The following is a 15,207-nucleotide window of genomic DNA, read 5'->3' as shown; positions in this document are numbered from 1 at the left end:
TCATCGATTTCCGCGGGGTTAATTCGGGTAACGATCGCCGGCGGATGCGCGGGCAGGAGAAAACAGCGGACCGGGGGATGGTCGGACCGCTGTCGCTCCTTTTTCGGAAATGCCGCGGACTAGCGTCCGGCGGCGTAGCCCTGCATGCCGCGGGGGTTCGAACCTGCTGACAGGACACCGGTTTCCGGGTCGCGGGCGACGGCGCAGAGCCGCCCCTCGGACCACGGTCCGCCGACTTCCACGTCGTGTCCGCGGCGGCGCAGTCCGGCAATGGTGGAATCGCCGATGCGGGATTCGACGGTGACACTTCCCGGTTTCATCGCCCGCGGGTAGAACGAACTCGGGAAACTGTCCGTATGCCAGTTCGGGGCGTCGATCGCGCCCTGCAGGTCGAGGCTGCCGCGCACCTTTTCCCGCAACGCGACGGCGAGGAAGAAGTGCACGCTCCACTGGTCCTGCTGGTCTCCGCCGGGCGTGCCGAACGCGAGCACCGGCACACCGTCGCGCAGCGCCATCGACGGGGAGAGGGTAGTGCGCGGGCGGCGGCCCGGCACCAGCGAGTTGGGCAGGCCCTCGTCGAGCCAGCACATCTGCAGCCGGGTGCCCAGCGGGAAACCCAGCGACGGGATGACCGGATTGGACTGCAGCCAGCCGCCGCTCGGGGTGGCCGCGATCATGTTGCCCCAGCGGTCGGCGATGTCGAGGTGGCAGGTGTCGCCACGGGTCGTGCCGTCCTTGGCCACGGTCGGCTCCCCGGCTCCGGCCGCGGGCGGGGGCGGCACGGCGCCGCCGATGGCGAGCCGCGCCTGCTTGCTCAGCCGGGGCTGCCGCCCGTCCGGCGAGCCCGGCCGCACTTCGTGCGAGGCCCGCTCACCGATCAGGGCGCGGCGGGAATCGTTGTACTCGCGGGAAAGCAGCGACTCCAGCGGCACGTCGGCGCTGTCGCCGTAGAAGGCTTCGCGGTCGGCCATCGCGAGTTTGGTGCCCTCGATGAGCGTGTGCACGTACTCCGGCGTGCCGTACTCCAGCTCGCCGGGGAGCAGGGCGAGCTGCTGCAGGAACGCCGGGCCCTGGCTCCACATCCCGCACTTGGCGACGGTCCAGCCGTTCCAGTCGTAGGTGACCGGATCTTCGTAGCCCGCTTCGAAGGCGGCGAGGTCGTCGGCGGTCAGCGTGCCGGAGTGCCGTTCGCCGGAGGTGTCCATGGCCGGATGCGCGGCGGCTTCGGCGATCGCCTCGGCGATGAAGCCCTCGCGCCAGATTCGCCGGGCGGCGTCGATCTGCTTCTCCCGGCCGGGACCGGCGGCCTCGGCTTCGATGATCAGGCGCCGCCAGGTCGAGCCGAGCGCGGGATTGCGCAGCAGTTCGCCGGGCGCGGGCGGACGGCCGCCGGGCAGGTAGACCTCCGCGGAGGTGGTCCACTCCCGCTCGAACAGCTCCCGCACGCTCGCGATCGTCGACCCGATGCGCTCGACCGCGGGGTGGCCGTTCTCGGCATAGGAGATCGCGTACTTGAGCACCTCGGCCAGCGTCTTGCTGCCGTGGTCGCGCAGCAGGAGCATCCACGCGTCGAAGGCGCCGGGCACGGCGGCGGCCAGCGGGCCGGTGCCGGGCACCAGGTCCAGGCCGAGCGAGGTGTAGTGCGCCACCGTCGCCCCCGCGGGTGCCGGTCCCTGCCCGCACAGCACGCGCGGCGCCTGGCCCGCGGGCGCGAGGATGATCGGCACCTCGCCGGCCGGGCCGTTGAGGTGCGGCTCGACGACGTGCAGCACGAACCCGGCGGCCACGGCCGCGTCGAAGGCGTTGCCGTCGTCCTCCAGCACCGCCATCGCCGTCGCCGAGGCGAGCCAGTGGGTGGACGACACCATGCCGTGGGTGCCCTGCAGCGTGGGACGGGTGGTGAACACGGGTCGAGTAGACACCCTCCGACCGGGTGACGTCCAAGACATGTGTGACACCATTCGGATAGCCGTTCGCTATGGATGGGAGCGCGATGGAACGCCGCCAGCTGGAGTATTTCGTCGCGATCGTCGAACAGGGCGGCTTCACCTCGGCAGCCAGGGCGCTGCACGTCGCGCAGCCGTCGCTGTCCCGCGCGATCGGCAAGCTGGAACACGAGCTGGGGGTCACGCTGTTCCACCGGGTCGGGCGGAATGCCGTGCTCAGCACGGCGGGGGAGGCGCTGGCCGACCGGGCACGCCTGGTGCTGCGTGACCTCGACGCGCTCCGGGCCGCGGCGGGCGCGATCGGTGACGGCGCGGCCGGGCGGGTGGACGTGGCCGCGACCTCGTCGTCCGGGCTGGAGCCGGTCACCAGCATCGTCGCCGAGCTGGCGCGGCGGCATCCGGGCGTCACGGTCAGCACGTCGTCCGCGCTGTCCGCGATCGAGGTGGTCGCGATGGTGCTGCAGGGCCGGTGCGAGGTCGGGGTGTGCGGCAGCGCGGAGCGCCCGTCCGGGCGGGGCCTGGTGACGCACCACCTGCGGGACGAGGAGTTCCTGCTGGTCGCCTCCCCCGGCACGCTGGACGTGCGCGGCGACGTGGTCGCCCCGGAGTTCCTGCGCGGTATGCGGTTCGTGGTCACCAAGCCGGCGACGGCGGTGCGGGCGCTGTTCGATCGGCTGGCCGCGACCGTCGGGGAGATGACGATCGCGGCCGAGGTCGGCGACCGGAGCGTGGTGCTGCCGATGGTGCTCCGGGGCATCGGGGCCGGACTGATGCCCGACGGCTGGTCGGACCTGGCCCGGCGGGCGGGCGCGGACGTCTACCGGTTCGACCCGGCCGAGCGGCTGCCGCAGTGGCTGGTGCACCGGCAGGGCCCGGTCACGGCGGCGACGCGGGCGTTCATCGACACGACGCTCGCCGCGCGCGACTCAGCGTGACACGGGCCGGTTGACCATCACCGCGGCCGGCACCAGGGCCAGCGCGCCGGCGATCTGCGCCGCGGCGAACCACAGCGGCAGGGCGCCCGGGATGCCGTCGATGACGACGATCGCGACCGGCACCACGACCGAGATGATGCGCACCCGCACGAGCGCGGATCGCGAGCCCCGCCCGGCGAGGCCCGCCAGCCACCAGGTCACCGCGGCGCTGGCGACCATCCCGCACGCCCGGCCCCACATGAACCCGCTCACCTCCTGTCCCGCCACCGCGAGCGCGACGACCACGACGAGCACCGCGACCCCGAACGCGCCGTAGACCGCGAGCGATTTCCTGACCGTGCCGAACTTGTCCATGTTCATCTCCGTCCCTTGTGGAATCCTGCGTCCTCGACGCTAGGCACCACGGGGACGGCGGAGTACCGGTCCGGACCCACGGCGGGGTGGGGCCAGACCCACTCCTATCCCAGGTCGCGGCGCAGCAGGTCCTCTTCCGTCTCGCGGCGCACCAGCACGCGCGCCGCGCCGTCGGCGACCGCGATCAGGGGCGGGCGGCCGACGAGGTTGTAGTTCGACGCCAGTGCGTGGTGGTAGGCCCCGCTGACCGGGACGGCGAGCAGGTCACCGGCCCGCACGTCGGCGGGCAGCGGGACGTCCTCGGCCAGCAGATCGCCCGCCTCGCAATGCCGTCCCGCGATCGTCACCGGCCGCCGCGGTGCCTTGGTGTGCCGTCCGACGAGGCGGGCGGTGTAGCGCGCGCCGTACAGCGCCGGGCGCGGATTGTCGCTCATGCCGCCGTCGACGGCGACGAAACCGCCCTTGACGGCGGCGACCCGGTACAGCGTGATCCCGGCCGTCGCGACCAGCCAGCGCCCCGGTTCGAGCACCAGGCGCGGGACCGGTAGCCGGTGCCGGTCGCACTCCCGCCGCAGCGTGCCGAGGACGCGGCGGGCGGCGCCGGTCAGGTCGAAGGCGCCCTCACCGGGCCGGTAGGGGACGGTGAACCCGCCGCCGAGGTCGAGCTGGTCCAGCGTGACGCCGTGCCGATCGCGGACCTGGGCGAGCAGGCCCACCATGCGGCGCGCGGCCTCCTCGTAGGCACTCGTGCCGCGCACCTGCGAGCCGAGATGGCAGTGCAGCCCGGCGGCACGCAGGCCGGGCTGGGCAAGCAGGTGGCCGACCGCGTCGAGCGCCGCGCCGGAGGCGAGGGAGAGCCCGAACTTCTGGCCCTCGACCGCGGTCGCGAGCGCGTGGTGGGTGTGCGCGTCGACGCCCGGCGTGACGCGGACGAGGACCCGTTGCCCGGCCGGTGCCAGCGCGGCGAGCTGGTCGATCTCGTCGGCCGAATCGGCCACGATCCGGCCCGCGTGCGCGGCGAACGCGGCCTTGAGGTCTTCCGGCGTCTTGACGTTGCCGTGCACCAGGATCCGCTCGCCCGGCACTCCCGCCGAGCGGGCGAGGGCGATCTCCCCGGCGGAGCAGACGTCGGCGCTGAACCCGTCCAGTCGCCGGAGGATCCCGCGCACGGGCAGCGCCTTGGTGGCGAAGGCGATCTCGGCGTCCGGGAACGCCGTGCGCAGCAGCGCGGCGCGGCGGCGGATCTCGGCCTCGTCGAACACCTGCACCGGGGTGCCGAACCGCGCGGCGAGCCGGACCAGGCTCACACCGCCGCAGGTCAGATCGCCCCCGTCGGCGATGCGGGTGGTGACCGGCCAGAGTCCGGGGTCCAGCGGTGGTTCTCCCGCGAGCCCGACGCTGGGCAGCACCTCGGCGAGTGTCATGGTCCTCCTCCTTCGGTGGTGATCTCTCCGCACCGAGGAAAGGTCCGCGCGGCGGTGCGCGGGTGGCTCGCTGACGCGCTGGTGACGCGTGCCGCGGCAGTCTTGACCCCGCGTTGACGCCGGCGTGAGCCCCTTCACGCGGCCATACACTGTCGGCATGGACGCGACCGAACTGAAGGAACTGCAGGGCCCGCTCAAGGAGCGTTACCGCGACTCCCCGGAGGACGCGCTGATCACGTTGCACGCCAACGCGGAACTCGACGGCCTGGGTATCTCGTGCAAGGTGGAGACCGGGCGGGCGATGGTCGAGGCCGGCCTGCACCCGGCGACCGGCGGCGACGGCAGCCTCGCCTGTTCCGGGGACATGCTGCTGGAGGCGCTGGTGGCGTGTTCCGGGGTCACGCTGCGGGCGGTCGCCACGTCGCTGGGCTTGGAGATCCGCGGCGGGACCGTGCGGGCCGAGGGTGACCTGGACTTCCGCGGCACGCTCGGCGTCGACAAGTCGGCGCCGGTCGGGTTCGCCTCGATCCGGCTGTCGTTCGACCTGGACACCGACGCCTCCGAAGAGCAGCTCGCGACGCTGCGCAAACTGACCGAGCGGTACTGCGTGGTGTATCAGACCCTGCGGACGCCGCCGGAGATCGAGGTGCGGCTCGCCTGACGGGCTTCGCCGGGCTCGACGTCGCCGATGCCGTGCAGGACGTGGGCGAGGACCTCGGCGCCGCGCACGACGCGCGGGCCCGGCCGGTTGAAGTGGGCCGGGCCGTCGAGGATCCAGACCTGCCCGTCGCGCACGGCGGGCAGGTCCGTCCAGCCGGCGCGTGCGGTCAGCACGTCGAGTTCGGCTTCGGTCCGGTCGGGCGGCAGGCCGCAGGGGAGCAGGAGCAGAACGTCCGGCCGCGCTTCGACGACCCGGGACCACTCGACCGCCGTGGTGTGCTCGCCCGGTTCCGCGAGCAGTGGCATCCCGCCGGCCGCGGTGATCTGTTCGGGCACCCAGTGCCCGGCGGGCCAGACCGGATCGAGCCACTCGATCGCGGCGGCGCGTGGCCGTGCCTCGTCGCGGGTCCGCTGTTCGAGGGCGGTCCACCGCGCTTGGATCGCGGCGACGCGCTCGGCGGCGACGCCGGGTACGCCGAGGAGGTCGCCGACGCGGCGAAGGCAGTCGAGGATGCCGGCCAGGGTGCGTGGTTCGAGGCTGAGCACGCGCGGGCCGGTGTTTATCAGCCGGACGGCCTCGGAGACGCGGTGGTAGGACACCGCGCAGACGTCGCACAGGTCCTGGGTGAGAACGATGTCCGGTTCCAGGGCGGCGAGCCTCTCCGCGTCGAGGGCGTACAGCGCGGAGCCTTCGTGCGCCCCGCCGACGGCCGTGGAGATCTCGCGGCTGCTCATTCCGGTGGTGATCTCGCTCGCGGTCACGACCGGCACCGATTCGATCCCTGGCGGCCAGTCGCACTCGTGCGTTCGCCCGACCAGATGCCCGGCAAGGCCCAGCTCCGCCACGATGTCCGTGGCGGCGGGCAGCAGCGACACGATCCGCACGGTCCCGAGGGTAGGCGTCCGGCTGAACGGGTGCACGACCTGCGATCTCGTTCCCGTGTGACGCGGCGGAGGTAGCCCGCGGGGGAATGGGCGGTCTTCGCCATCGGTGCCACCGGGACGAGCAGCGCCACCGCCACCCGTTCGCACACCAGCGGAGCGGTGCGGCCACGGCTAGATTGGAGCGCGTGTCGGAGGGCAACTGGGTCCTGCACGTCGACCTGGACCAGTTCATCGCGGCGGTCGAGGTCGCCCGTCATCCGGAGCTGCGCGGGAAACCGGTGGTCGTCGGCGGGTCCGGGGACCCCGCCGAGCGCGCGGTGGTGGCCACGGCGTCGTACGAGGCGCGGGAGTTCGGGATCCAGTCGGGGACGCCGCTGCGGCTGGCGGCCAAGCGGTGCCCGGACGCGGTGTTCCTGCCGGTCGACAAGGATGCCTACGAGGAGGTGTCCGAACGGGTGATGGCGACGCTGCGGAGCTTCCCGGTGGTCGTCGAGGTGCTCGGGTGGGACGAGGCGTTCCTCGGCGCCCGCGCTGGTGACCCGGAGGCACTGGCGGCGGACATCCAGCGCCGCGTGGGCGCGGACACCGGCATGTCGTGCTCGGTCGGGATCGGCGACAACAAGGTGCGGGCCAAGATCGCCACCGGCTTCGCCAAACCCGCCGGCGTCTACCGGCTGACGCGGGCCAACTGGGTCGAGGTGATGGCGGAGCGGCCCACGGACGCGTTGTGGGGGATCGGCCGCAAGACCGCGAAGAAACTGGCGGCCGCCGGGCTCACCACCGTCCGCGAACTCGGCCTGGCCGATCCGGACGAGCTGGCGCGGCGGTTCGGGCCGACGATGGGCCCGTGGTACCGGCTGCTCGCCCAGGGCGCGGGCGACACCGAAGTGACGGCGACGCCGTATGTCGCGCGGTCGAGGAGCAGGGAGACGACGTTCCAGACCGACCTGACCGACCGCGCCGAGATCGGCGAGCAGGTGTCGGTGCTGGCGGCCCGCGTCGCCGACGACGTCCTCGCCGAGGGCCGTCCCGCGGTGCGGATCGGCGTCAAGGTGCGGTTCAAGCCGTTCCTCACCTACACCCGGAGCCTGACACTTGCCGCCCCGACGAGTGAGCGTGCGGACATCGACGGGGCCGCACAGTCGCTTTTGGACCGTTTCGAATGGACCCGCCCGGTGCGGTTGCTGGGGGTGCGGGCGGAGTTCGAGCGCGCGGACTAGGCGTCCGACGGCCAGGACAGGAGGCGGCCCTTCGACCAGCAGCGGCCGAGCGCCCAGGTGCGGGTTTCCGCGTGCTCGAACACCGCGACGCCGAGGATGCTGTGCCCGGACGCGCGGCGATCGCCCATCGTCGGGATCGCCGGCGCCACGCCGACGCCCTCCGCGGACACCCACGCCACCGCCCGGCCGGTCGCGGCTTCGTCGAGGAGGCGCAGGAAGCGCAGGCGGTTCTCGTGCGTGATCCGGGACAGGGCCCAGGTCGTGGTGACCACTGGCAGGGCGTCCACGGGGAGCCGGGCGAGGGCGAGGTCGTGCAGCGAGGCGAGGACCGTCGTGGGATTTCCGCTTGCGCGCGGGCAGCGCCTGGAGCGCCCGCAACGCCCCGGCGGATTCGCTCACCGCGGCGGCGACGCGCTCGTACAGCGGCGAGGTCCCGCTCGCCTCGGCGAAACGCCGGTACACCTCTCCGAGACCGCCGGCCCTAGCCACGCGCGTGCCCGTTGGACGTCACCCCGTGACCTTAGGCCAGGGCGAGCGCCGGTCAGATCACCAGCAGGGTCTTTCCCGTGGCGGTGCGGGCTTCCAGCGCGCGGTGGGCTTCCGCGGCGCGGGCCAGCGGGAAGGTCTGTCCGATCACCGTGTGCACCGCACCCCGCGCGGCGAGGTCGAGCATGCGCCGGGCCCGGTCGCGACGGCCCGGGGCGTACTCGGACAGCTGCTCCATCCCGTAGGCGGTCACCTCCGGATTCACTTCCTCGGGCGGGACCGGCGCGCCACCGGCCCAGCCGTAGTTCGAGTACCGGCCGCCCGGGACCACCAGCCGGGCCGCCTCGCGGCCGAGGGTGCCGCCGACGCCGTCGAACGCCACGTCCACCGGCCCCACCCGGTCCGCCCAGCCGGGCTCGCTGTAGTCCACCACCGCGTCCGCGCCCAGGCCGCGTACCGTCTCCAGCTTCTCCGCACCGCGCGCCGCGCCGGTCACCCGCGCGCCCGCCGCGTGCGCCAGCTGCACCAAGAGGCTGCCCAGCCCACCCCCCGCGGGCTGGACCAGCACCCGGTCGCCGCGCGTGACCGCCACGCGCTCGAACACCGCCAGCGCCGTGCCGCCGTCGTGCAGCAGCGCCATCGCCTCGCGCAGCCCCACCCCGGGGGGAACGCGGATCAGCTGGTCCGGCGTCGCGAGCACCTGTTCGGCGTAGCCGCCGCCGTCGACGTCGGCCAGCACCCACTCGCCGCACCACGACCCGTCCACGCCGTCGCCGATCTCGGTGACCTGCCCGGCCGCCCCGGCCCCCGGCACGTACGGCGGTGACACCGGGAACCGCTCGCCCGCCTCGCCGCGCCGGATCGCCGCGTCGAGCGACAGCACCCCCGCGACCTTCACCTCGACCACGACCTGCCCCGGCCCGGGATGCGCGTCGGGCACCCGCTTCACCCGCAGCACCTCGGGGCCACCGAACCGTTCCGCCACGATCACTCGCATGGACCCAGGCTGCAACCTCCACCGCGCTGGAGGTCAAGCGTGAGTAGCGTGGGAGACATGGCGGACGAGATCGTGGTCGGGGTGGACGGATCGGCGGCGGCCTTGGACGCCGTCCGGTGGGCGGCGGGCGAGGCGGCGCTGCGGAAGCTGCCGTTGCGGCTGGTGTACGCGGCCGACGTCACCGGGGGCCGCTTCGACGGCGGGCTGCCGGTGCCGCAGACCTTCTTCGACGAACTGGAGCGCGCGGGGCAGCAGCTGCTGGCCGAGGCGGCCCGCGCGGCGGGTGAGGCGACGGTGACCACCGAGATGCCGCTCGAACCGGCGGTCTCGCTGTTGCTCGACCAGTCCCGCACGGCGCGGATGATCGTGCTGGGCTCGTCCGGGCGGGGCGGGTTCACCGGCATGCTCGCCGGATCGACCGCGGTGTCGGTGAGCGCGCACGCGCACTGCCCGGTCGCGGTGGTGCGCGGACGGCCCGGCGCGACCGGTCCGGTGGTGGCCGGGATCGACGGCAGCCCGACCAGCGAGCAGGCACTGGCGGTGGCCTTCGACGAGGCCGCGTGGCGCGAGGTGCCGCTGGTGGCGGTCCACGCCTGGAGCGACGCCGACTACGGTGTCCCGCTGCCGGTCCCGGACCTCGACTGGTCCACGATCGAGCGCGAACAGCAACGGCTGCTGTCCGAACGACTCGCCGGATGGCGGGAGCGCTACCCGGACGTGCGCGTGGAGCGCGTGGTGGTGCGCGACCGGCCCCGGGACGAGCTGCTGGCCCGCAGCGCGCGGGCGCAGCTGGTGGTGGTGGGCAGCCGGGGCCGGGGCGGGTTCCGGGGGCTGGTGCTGGGGTCGACGAGCCAGGCACTGATCCACCACGCCGAATGCCCGGTGCTGGTCGTGCGCCCGGAACAGGGGTAGGGCCAGCCCCACCACGGATCCGGTGGCCGGCACCGATGACCCGGCAGACGATCCGCGGTGGGATTCGAGGCATGACAACGTCCCTGCCAACGGCCCGCACCATGTCGACGGGCCACCAGCCCGCCGTCGAGTTGCGCGGCGTCACCCGGACCTACGCGACGGGCCAGCACAGCGTCCGCGCGCTGGACGGCGTCAGCGTCGCCTTCCCCACCGGCTCCTGGACCGCCGTCATGGGGCCGTCCGGCTCCGGCAAGTCGACGCTGCTGCACTGCGCCGCCGGTCTGGAACGGGTCACCGCCGGGCAGGTCCTGCTCGGCGGCGCGGACATCACCTCCGCCGGGGACGGTGAGCTGACCGCGCTGCGCCGCAGCGACATCGGATTCGTCTTCCAGAGCTTCAACCTCATCGGCTCGCTCACGGCGGAGCAGAACGTCGCTCTGCCGCTGCGGCTCGCGGGCCGCCGGGTGTCCACGAAGGACGTCCGGGCCGTGCTCACGGCCGTGGGACTGGACGACCGCCGCAAGCACCGCCCGCGGGAGCTGTCCGGCGGCCAGCAGCAGCGCGTCGCGATCGCCCGCGCCATGGTCACCCGGCCGCGCGTGCTCTTCGCCGACGAGCCCACCGGCGCGCTCGACTCCGGCGCCGCCCGCACGGTCCTCGGCCTGCTGCGCGATCTGGTCGCCGCCGGTCAGAGCATCGTGATGGTCACCCACGACCCGGCCGCCGCCGCGAGCGCCGACGCGGTGGTGTTCCTGCGGGACGGCCGGATCGTCGACCACGCCGTCTCCCCGGACGCCCGCGAGGTCGCCGACCGCCTGGCACGGCTGGAGGCCTGACGTGCTGCGCCTGTCCTGGAACACCTTCACCGACCGCTGGCCCCTGTTCCTCGGCGCGGTCCTCACCGTGTGCCTCGGGGTCGCGCTCGTCCAGTCGTCCCTGCTGATCCTCGTGTCCGCGGCCACCGCGGGCGGGGAAGTGGCCGAAGCCGTCACGCTGCTCGCGCTGACGCTGGGCATCTCCGCGTTCCTCGCGGTGTTCATCGTCAGCTCGACCTTCGCCTTCACCGTCGCCCAGCGCCGCCGTGACCTCGCGCTGCTGCGCCTCGTCGGCGGCGGACGTGGCCAGGTGCGCCGCCTGCTGCTGTCGGAGGCCCTGTTGCTGGGCGTGATCGGCACGGTCACCGGCGTCCCGCTCGGCCTGCTGGTGATGCGCTCGCAGGCTTGGCTGCTGCGGACCCTCGGCTTCGTGCCCGGTGAGTTCACACCGCGCTGGCAGGACTGGATTCTCGGCGTGTCCGCGGGCATCGGGCTCGCCGTCGCGGTCGCGGGCGTGCTCGCCGCGTCCCGCCGGGCCGCGAAGGTCCGGCCGCTGGAAGCCCTGCGGGAAACGGGCGAGGCGACCCGCGTGATGACCGGGACGCGCTGGTTCTTCGGCGCGCTGTTTCTCGCCGGGGCGACCGCGATGGCGATCGTGTCCGCGTTCGTCCCGGCCGACGGCGCGATCGCGCTGGCCATCAACACCGCGCTCGCCGCGGCGGTCGCCCTGACCGCGCTGAGCCCGATGGTCGTCCCGCTCGCCGGGCGCCTCGCCGGGCTCGTCCTGCGCGGCCCGCTGGGACGCCTCGCCGAAGCGAACCTGCGCGACGGCGTCCGTCGCAGCGCCTCCACCGCCGCGCCGCTGATCGTGCTGGTCGCGCTGCTGGTCGCGCAGGCAGGGGCGCTCGCCACGATCGCCGCCGGAGCCCGGAACGAGCAGCAGGCAGACCTCCGCGGGGACCTCGTGGTCACCACCACCGGACCGGCCGATCTGGACGTTCCCGGCGTCGTCTCGGTGTCGGCGCAGACCCGGCTCCCGATCGCGATCACCACCCGCACCGATGAGGGCGACGGCGAGGTCGACACCGAAACCGAGCAGGGCGTCGCGACCGTGGTCGACCCCGCGGCCTACGCCGGAGCCCACGTCCGCGGTCCGCAAAGCGGCTCGCTGGCGGACCTGACCGGAGCCACGATCGCCGTCGGGCCCGGGTTCCGGCCCGTCGGCAGTACCGTCACCGCGCGGATCGGCGACCGTGAACTGGACCTGCGGATCGTGGCCGTGCTGCCGGAAACCCTCGGCGGCGGCGCCGAGTTCCTGCTCCCTCGCGACATCGTCCCCGCCGGACTGCTGGCGTCCGCGCCGACCGAGTCGATCGTGCGGCTCGGCCCCGGGGCCGAGCCGGCCGCGCTCGCCGCCCATGGTGAAGTGACCACAGTGGACGAATGGCTCGACCGTGCCGGAGCCGAGCAGCAGGAGACCAGCACCGGCATCATGACCGTGATCATGGGCCTGGCCGGGCTCTACGCCCTGATCGCCGTGATCAATGCCGTGGTCATCGCGGCCACCGACCGCCGCCGTGAGTTCGCGGTGGCGCGCGTGACCGGCCTGACCCGTGGCCAGGTGGTGCGGTCGGCGGTGCTGGAGTCCGGCGCGGTCACCGCGATCGGGCTGGTGCTGGGCGGGCTCGCCGCCTCGGTGACGCTGATCGGCATCTCGTCGGCGACCGGCCGCATCACCGGGCAGGCGGTGCTGGTGGTGCCGTGGGGGCTGGTCGCGGTGATCGTGCTCGGCGCGTTCGCCGTGGTCGGCGCGACGAGCACGTGGACGGCGCTGTCCGCGACCCGGCCGAACCCGGTGTCGCTCACCGGCGCGGCGGAGTGAGGCACGTCCGCATCGTGTGGCGGCTCTCGAGACGGCCGCGCCATTAGGAGTCACGGAGCAACAAACTCGCCGCAGCTCAACGAACCCGAGTCCGGGATGCGGGACGACATTGCTTCACCCGTTCGGGAAAGGAAGCATTTCCTGGCGTAACCCCCGCAAACTTGGGAGATTGTCGTGTCGCTGTCCGCTACGGACGTTCTCGCGCACCCGGAGGAGGCAACCGGGTCGCCGCCGCGTCCGGTCCGGAGACGTCGCCTGCCGGATCTGCGGCGCTGGATCAGCCCGCTCGCCCTCCTCGTCCTGTGGCAGATCGCCAGTGCCACCGGCGTGCTGTCGCCGGACAAGCTCAGTTCACCGTGGACGGTACTGCAGGCGGGTGTCGAAACCGCGCGGTCGGGTGAGCTGGGGGAGGCGTTCGCGGTCTCGATCGTGCGCGTGGGCCTCGGGTTCGTCTTCGGCGCGCTCGTCGCGCTGGTGCTGGGCGTGGTGGCGGGGTTGTCCCGCTGGGGCGGTGTCCTGATCGACCCGCCCGTGCAGATGCTGCGCACCCTGCCGTTCCTCGGGCTGATCCCGTTGTTCATCCTGTGGTTCGGCATCGGCGAGGAACCGAAGATCGTCCTGGTCGCGCTCGGTGTGGCGTTCCCCCTGTACCTCAACATCTTTTCGGGCATCCGCAACGTCGACGACCACCTGGTCGAGGCCACCACGGCGCTCGGGTTCACGCGCTGGGAGCGGCTGGTGCACGTGGTGCTCCCGGCTGCGGTACCGCAGACGCTCGTCGGGCTGCGGCAGGCGCTCGGGGTCGCGTGGCTGGCGCTGATCGTCGGCGAGACGGTCAACGCCGACGCCGGCCTCGGCTACCTCATCACCAACGCGCGGGAGTTCCTGCGCACCGACGTGATCGTCGTCGGCCTGATCGTCTACGCCGTGCTCGGCCTGGTCACCGACGCCCTGGTCCGGCTGATCGAACGGAGGGCGCTGCGATGGCGCGCGAACTGATCGCGGAAGTGCGGAACCTGACCAAACGCTTCGGGGACCGCACCGTGCTGTCCGATGTGGACGCCGAGATCGGGCGCGGCGAGTTCGTCGCCCTGCTCGGCCGCAGCGGCTCGGGCAAGTCGACCCTGCTGCGGATTCTCGCCGGGCTGGACTCCGACGTCGACGGCGAAGCACGGGTGAACGGCACGGTTTCGGTCGCGTTCCAGCAACCACGGCTGCTGCCGTGGCGGAAGGTGTGGCGCAACGTCGTCCTCGGCCTGCCCGGCCATGGCCGCGACCGGGAGCTGGCCGGACGCGCCCTGACCGAGGTCCGGCTGGAAGGCCACGCCGACGCCTGGCCGCGCACGCTGTCCGGCGGTGAGGCACAACGGGTTTCGCTGGCGCGTGCGCTGGTCCGCGAACCCGGTCTGCTGCTGCTCGACGAGCCGTTCGGTGCCCTGGACGCGCTGACCCGCCTGGCGATGCACCGACTCGTCGAGGACCTGTGGACCGAACACCGGCCCGGCGTGCTGCTGGTGACCCACGACGTGGACGAGGCGCTGCTGCTGGCCGACCGCGTCCTCGTCCTCGGGGAGGGGCACATCATCGCCGAGCACGTCCTCGCCACACCACGGCCCCGCACCCTGTCCGACCACCTCGACATCCGCGCGAAGGTGCTGGCCGACCTGGGAGTGACCGATCATGCGATTGCCTAGAGTCCTCGCCGCCGTCACGGCGCTCGCCCTGAGCCTCACCGCGTGCGGTGGTGCGACGACCGGATCGTCGGCCCCGTCCGTTCCGGGTCCGGTCAGCGCGGCCGACCTGGCGAAGGTGACGCTCAAGGTCGGCGACCAGAAGGGCGGCTCGCAGGCCCTGCTCAAGGCCGCCGGACTGCTCGACGACGTGCCCTACCGGATCGAGTGGTCCACGTTCACCTCCGGTCCGCCGCTGCTGGAGGCCGCCTCGGCCGGCGCGATCGACATCGGCGGAGTCGGCAACACGCCGCCGATCTTCTCCGCCGCCGCGAAGGCGAAGATCTCGATCGTCAGCGCCGCCCGGGGTGACGTCCGCGGCGACGCGTTGCTGGTGCCGCCGGACTCCACCGCCCAGACGATCAACGACCTCAAGGGCAAGACCATCGGCGTCGCCAAGGGCAGTTCCGCGCACGGCCAGATCCTGCTGAACCTGCGCAAGGTGGGACTGTCCACGAAGGACGTCGAGCTGTCGTTCCTGCAGCCCGCCGATGCCTACGGCGCGTTCACCCAGCACCGGATCGACGCGTGGGCGGTGTGGGACCCCTACACCGCGCAGGCCAAACTGGAGGCTGGCGCCCGCACGCTCGTGGACGGCACCGGCATCGCCAACGGCTACACCTTCCAGGTCGCCGGCCACTCCGCGTTGTCCGACGCCGGGAAGAACGCCGCGATCCGCGATTTCGTCACCCGCATCGCGAAGGCGCAGCGGTGGGCCGACACCCACCGCGACGACTGGGGCCTGGCGTGGGCGGCCGACACCGGGCTGGCCCCCGAGGTCGCGCTGGCCGCCGCCCGCAACGGACCGGACGTCCCGGTCGCGCTCGACGACGCGGTGATCGCCTCCGAGCAGGAGCTGGCCGACGCGTTCACCGACGAGAAGGTCCTGCCCGGCAAGGTGGACTTCGCCGAGTTCACCGATACCCGGTACGCCGCCGATCTGGCCTCAGCGAGGGGATGA

The 15,207-nt window shown here is 73.2% G+C and carries 15 protein-coding genes; 9 read left to right on the top strand and 6 right to left on the bottom strand.

The features are described from left to right. Positions 1–119: 119 nt before the first annotated feature. The gene (locus HNR02_RS29685) at positions 120–1,907 is read right to left on the bottom strand and encodes a gamma-glutamyltransferase family protein (RefSeq protein ID WP_179776957.1); all 1,788 of its coding nucleotides are present in this window, start codon (positions 1,905–1,907) and stop codon (positions 120–122) included. 86 nt (positions 1,908–1,993) lie between these two features. On the opposite strand from HNR02_RS29685, the gene HNR02_RS29680 reads away from it, so the two are divergent. Then, entirely contained in the window at positions 1,994–2,881 is an 888-nt protein-coding gene (locus tag HNR02_RS29680; RefSeq protein ID WP_179776956.1) for a LysR family transcriptional regulator, read from the top strand. On the opposite strand, the gene HNR02_RS29675 is transcribed toward HNR02_RS29680, so the two are convergent. Next, positions 2,873–3,235 carry a hypothetical protein gene (locus HNR02_RS29675; protein WP_179776955.1) on the bottom strand — a complete coding sequence of 121 codons (363 nt, stop codon included), beginning with the start codon at positions 3,233–3,235 and terminating at the stop codon, positions 2,873–2,875. The genes HNR02_RS29680 and HNR02_RS29675 overlap by 9 nt on opposite strands. Positions 3,236–3,339: 104 nt before the next feature. Beyond that, positions 3,340–4,659 carry a diaminopimelate decarboxylase gene (gene lysA, locus HNR02_RS29670; RefSeq protein ID WP_179776954.1) on the bottom strand — a complete coding sequence of 440 codons (1,320 nt, stop codon included), beginning with the start codon at positions 4,657–4,659 and terminating at the stop codon, positions 3,340–3,342. Between the two features lie 157 nt (positions 4,660–4,816). On the opposite strand from lysA, the gene HNR02_RS29665 reads away from it, so the two are divergent. Then, positions 4,817–5,320, top strand: coding sequence for an OsmC family protein (locus HNR02_RS29665; RefSeq protein ID WP_179776953.1), 504 nt, complete (start codon positions 4,817–4,819; stop codon positions 5,318–5,320). On the opposite strand, the gene HNR02_RS29660 is transcribed toward HNR02_RS29665, so the two are convergent. Then, positions 5,275–6,204 carry a cobalamin-binding protein gene (locus HNR02_RS29660; RefSeq protein ID WP_179776952.1) on the bottom strand — a complete coding sequence of 310 codons (930 nt, stop codon included), beginning with the start codon at positions 6,202–6,204 and terminating at the stop codon, positions 5,275–5,277. The two genes, HNR02_RS29665 and HNR02_RS29660, sit on opposite strands and share 46 nt — an antisense overlap. 185 nt (positions 6,205–6,389) lie before the next feature. On the opposite strand from HNR02_RS29660, the gene HNR02_RS29655 reads away from it, so the two are divergent. After that, positions 6,390–7,424, top strand: coding sequence for a DNA polymerase IV (locus HNR02_RS29655; RefSeq protein WP_179776951.1), 1,035 nt, complete (start codon positions 6,390–6,392; stop codon positions 7,422–7,424). On the opposite strand, the gene HNR02_RS29650 is transcribed toward HNR02_RS29655, so the two are convergent. After that, positions 7,421–7,711, bottom strand: a complete 291-nt coding sequence (locus tag HNR02_RS29650; protein WP_312861213.1) for a DUF2332 family protein — start codon at positions 7,709–7,711, stop codon at positions 7,421–7,423. The two genes, HNR02_RS29655 and HNR02_RS29650, sit on opposite strands and share 4 nt — an antisense overlap. A gap of 254 nt (positions 7,712–7,965) precedes the next feature. Further along, a complete protein-coding gene (locus HNR02_RS29645; RefSeq protein ID WP_179776950.1) occupies positions 7,966–8,907 on the bottom strand; it encodes a zinc-binding dehydrogenase in 942 nt (313 codons plus the stop codon). Positions 8,908–8,964: 57 nt separating this feature from the next. On the opposite strand from HNR02_RS29645, the gene HNR02_RS29640 reads away from it, so the two are divergent. The 6 genes from HNR02_RS29640 (at position 8,965) to HNR02_RS29615 (ending at position 15,207) form a co-directional block, all read left to right on the top strand. After that, positions 8,965–9,819 (top strand): universal stress protein, encoded by an 855-nt coding sequence (locus HNR02_RS29640; protein ID WP_179776949.1) that lies wholly within the window; start codon positions 8,965–8,967, stop codon positions 9,817–9,819. 71 nt (positions 9,820–9,890) lie between these two features. After that, on the top strand, positions 9,891–10,655 hold the full coding sequence (locus HNR02_RS29635; protein WP_179776948.1) for an ABC transporter ATP-binding protein: 765 nt from the start codon (positions 9,891–9,893) through the stop codon (positions 10,653–10,655). Between the two features lies 1 nt (position 10,656). Continuing rightward, on the top strand, positions 10,657–12,516 hold the full coding sequence (locus HNR02_RS29630) for an FtsX-like permease family protein (RefSeq protein WP_179776947.1): 1,860 nt from the start codon (positions 10,657–10,659) through the stop codon (positions 12,514–12,516). 174 nt (positions 12,517–12,690) lie between these two features. Beyond that, positions 12,691–13,515, top strand: a complete 825-nt coding sequence (locus HNR02_RS29625; RefSeq protein ID WP_179776946.1) for an ABC transporter permease — start codon at positions 12,691–12,693, stop codon at positions 13,513–13,515. Continuing rightward, positions 13,500–14,210 (top strand): ABC transporter ATP-binding protein, encoded by a 711-nt coding sequence (locus HNR02_RS29620; RefSeq protein WP_179776945.1) that lies wholly within the window; start codon positions 13,500–13,502, stop codon positions 14,208–14,210. The genes HNR02_RS29625 and HNR02_RS29620 overlap by 16 nt, the downstream gene beginning before the upstream one ends. Further along, positions 14,197–15,207 carry an ABC transporter substrate-binding protein gene (locus HNR02_RS29615; protein ID WP_179776944.1) on the top strand — a complete coding sequence of 337 codons (1,011 nt, stop codon included), beginning with the start codon at positions 14,197–14,199 and terminating at the stop codon, positions 15,205–15,207. The genes HNR02_RS29620 and HNR02_RS29615 overlap by 14 nt, the downstream gene beginning before the upstream one ends.

This window comes from Amycolatopsis endophytica (genome assembly GCF_013410405.1).
Taxonomy (GTDB): Bacteria; Actinomycetota; Actinomycetes; order Mycobacteriales; family Pseudonocardiaceae; genus Amycolatopsis_E; species Amycolatopsis_E endophytica.
Note: the sequence above shows the minus strand (reverse complement) of the source record. Positions and strands in the feature narration are given on the sequence as shown.

Bases quoted from the DNA above. Each gene is read 5' to 3' on its own strand.
- HNR02_RS29680 (WP_179776956.1), top strand. From the start codon at position 1,994: ATGGAACGCCGCCAGCTGGAGTATTTCGTCGCGATCGTCGAACAGGGC.
- HNR02_RS29675 (WP_179776955.1), bottom strand. From the start codon at position 3,235: ATGGACAAGTTCGGCACGGTCAGGAAATCGCTCGCGGTCTACGGCGCG.
- lysA (WP_179776954.1), bottom strand. From the start codon at position 4,659: ATGACACTCGCCGAGGTGCTGCCCAGCGTCGGGCTCGCGGGAGAACCA.
- HNR02_RS29665 (WP_179776953.1), top strand. From the start codon at position 4,817: ATGGACGCGACCGAACTGAAGGAACTGCAGGGCCCGCTCAAGGAGCGT.
- HNR02_RS29645 (WP_179776950.1), bottom strand. From the start codon at position 8,907: ATGCGAGTGATCGTGGCGGAACGGTTCGGTGGCCCCGAGGTGCTGCGG.
- HNR02_RS29640 (WP_179776949.1), top strand. From the start codon at position 8,965: ATGGCGGACGAGATCGTGGTCGGGGTGGACGGATCGGCGGCGGCCTTG.
- HNR02_RS29635 (WP_179776948.1), top strand. From the start codon at position 9,891: ATGACAACGTCCCTGCCAACGGCCCGCACCATGTCGACGGGCCACCAG.
- HNR02_RS29620 (WP_179776945.1), top strand. From the start codon at position 13,500: ATGGCGCGCGAACTGATCGCGGAAGTGCGGAACCTGACCAAACGCTTC.
- HNR02_RS29615 (WP_179776944.1), top strand. From the start codon at position 14,197: ATGCGATTGCCTAGAGTCCTCGCCGCCGTCACGGCGCTCGCCCTGAGC.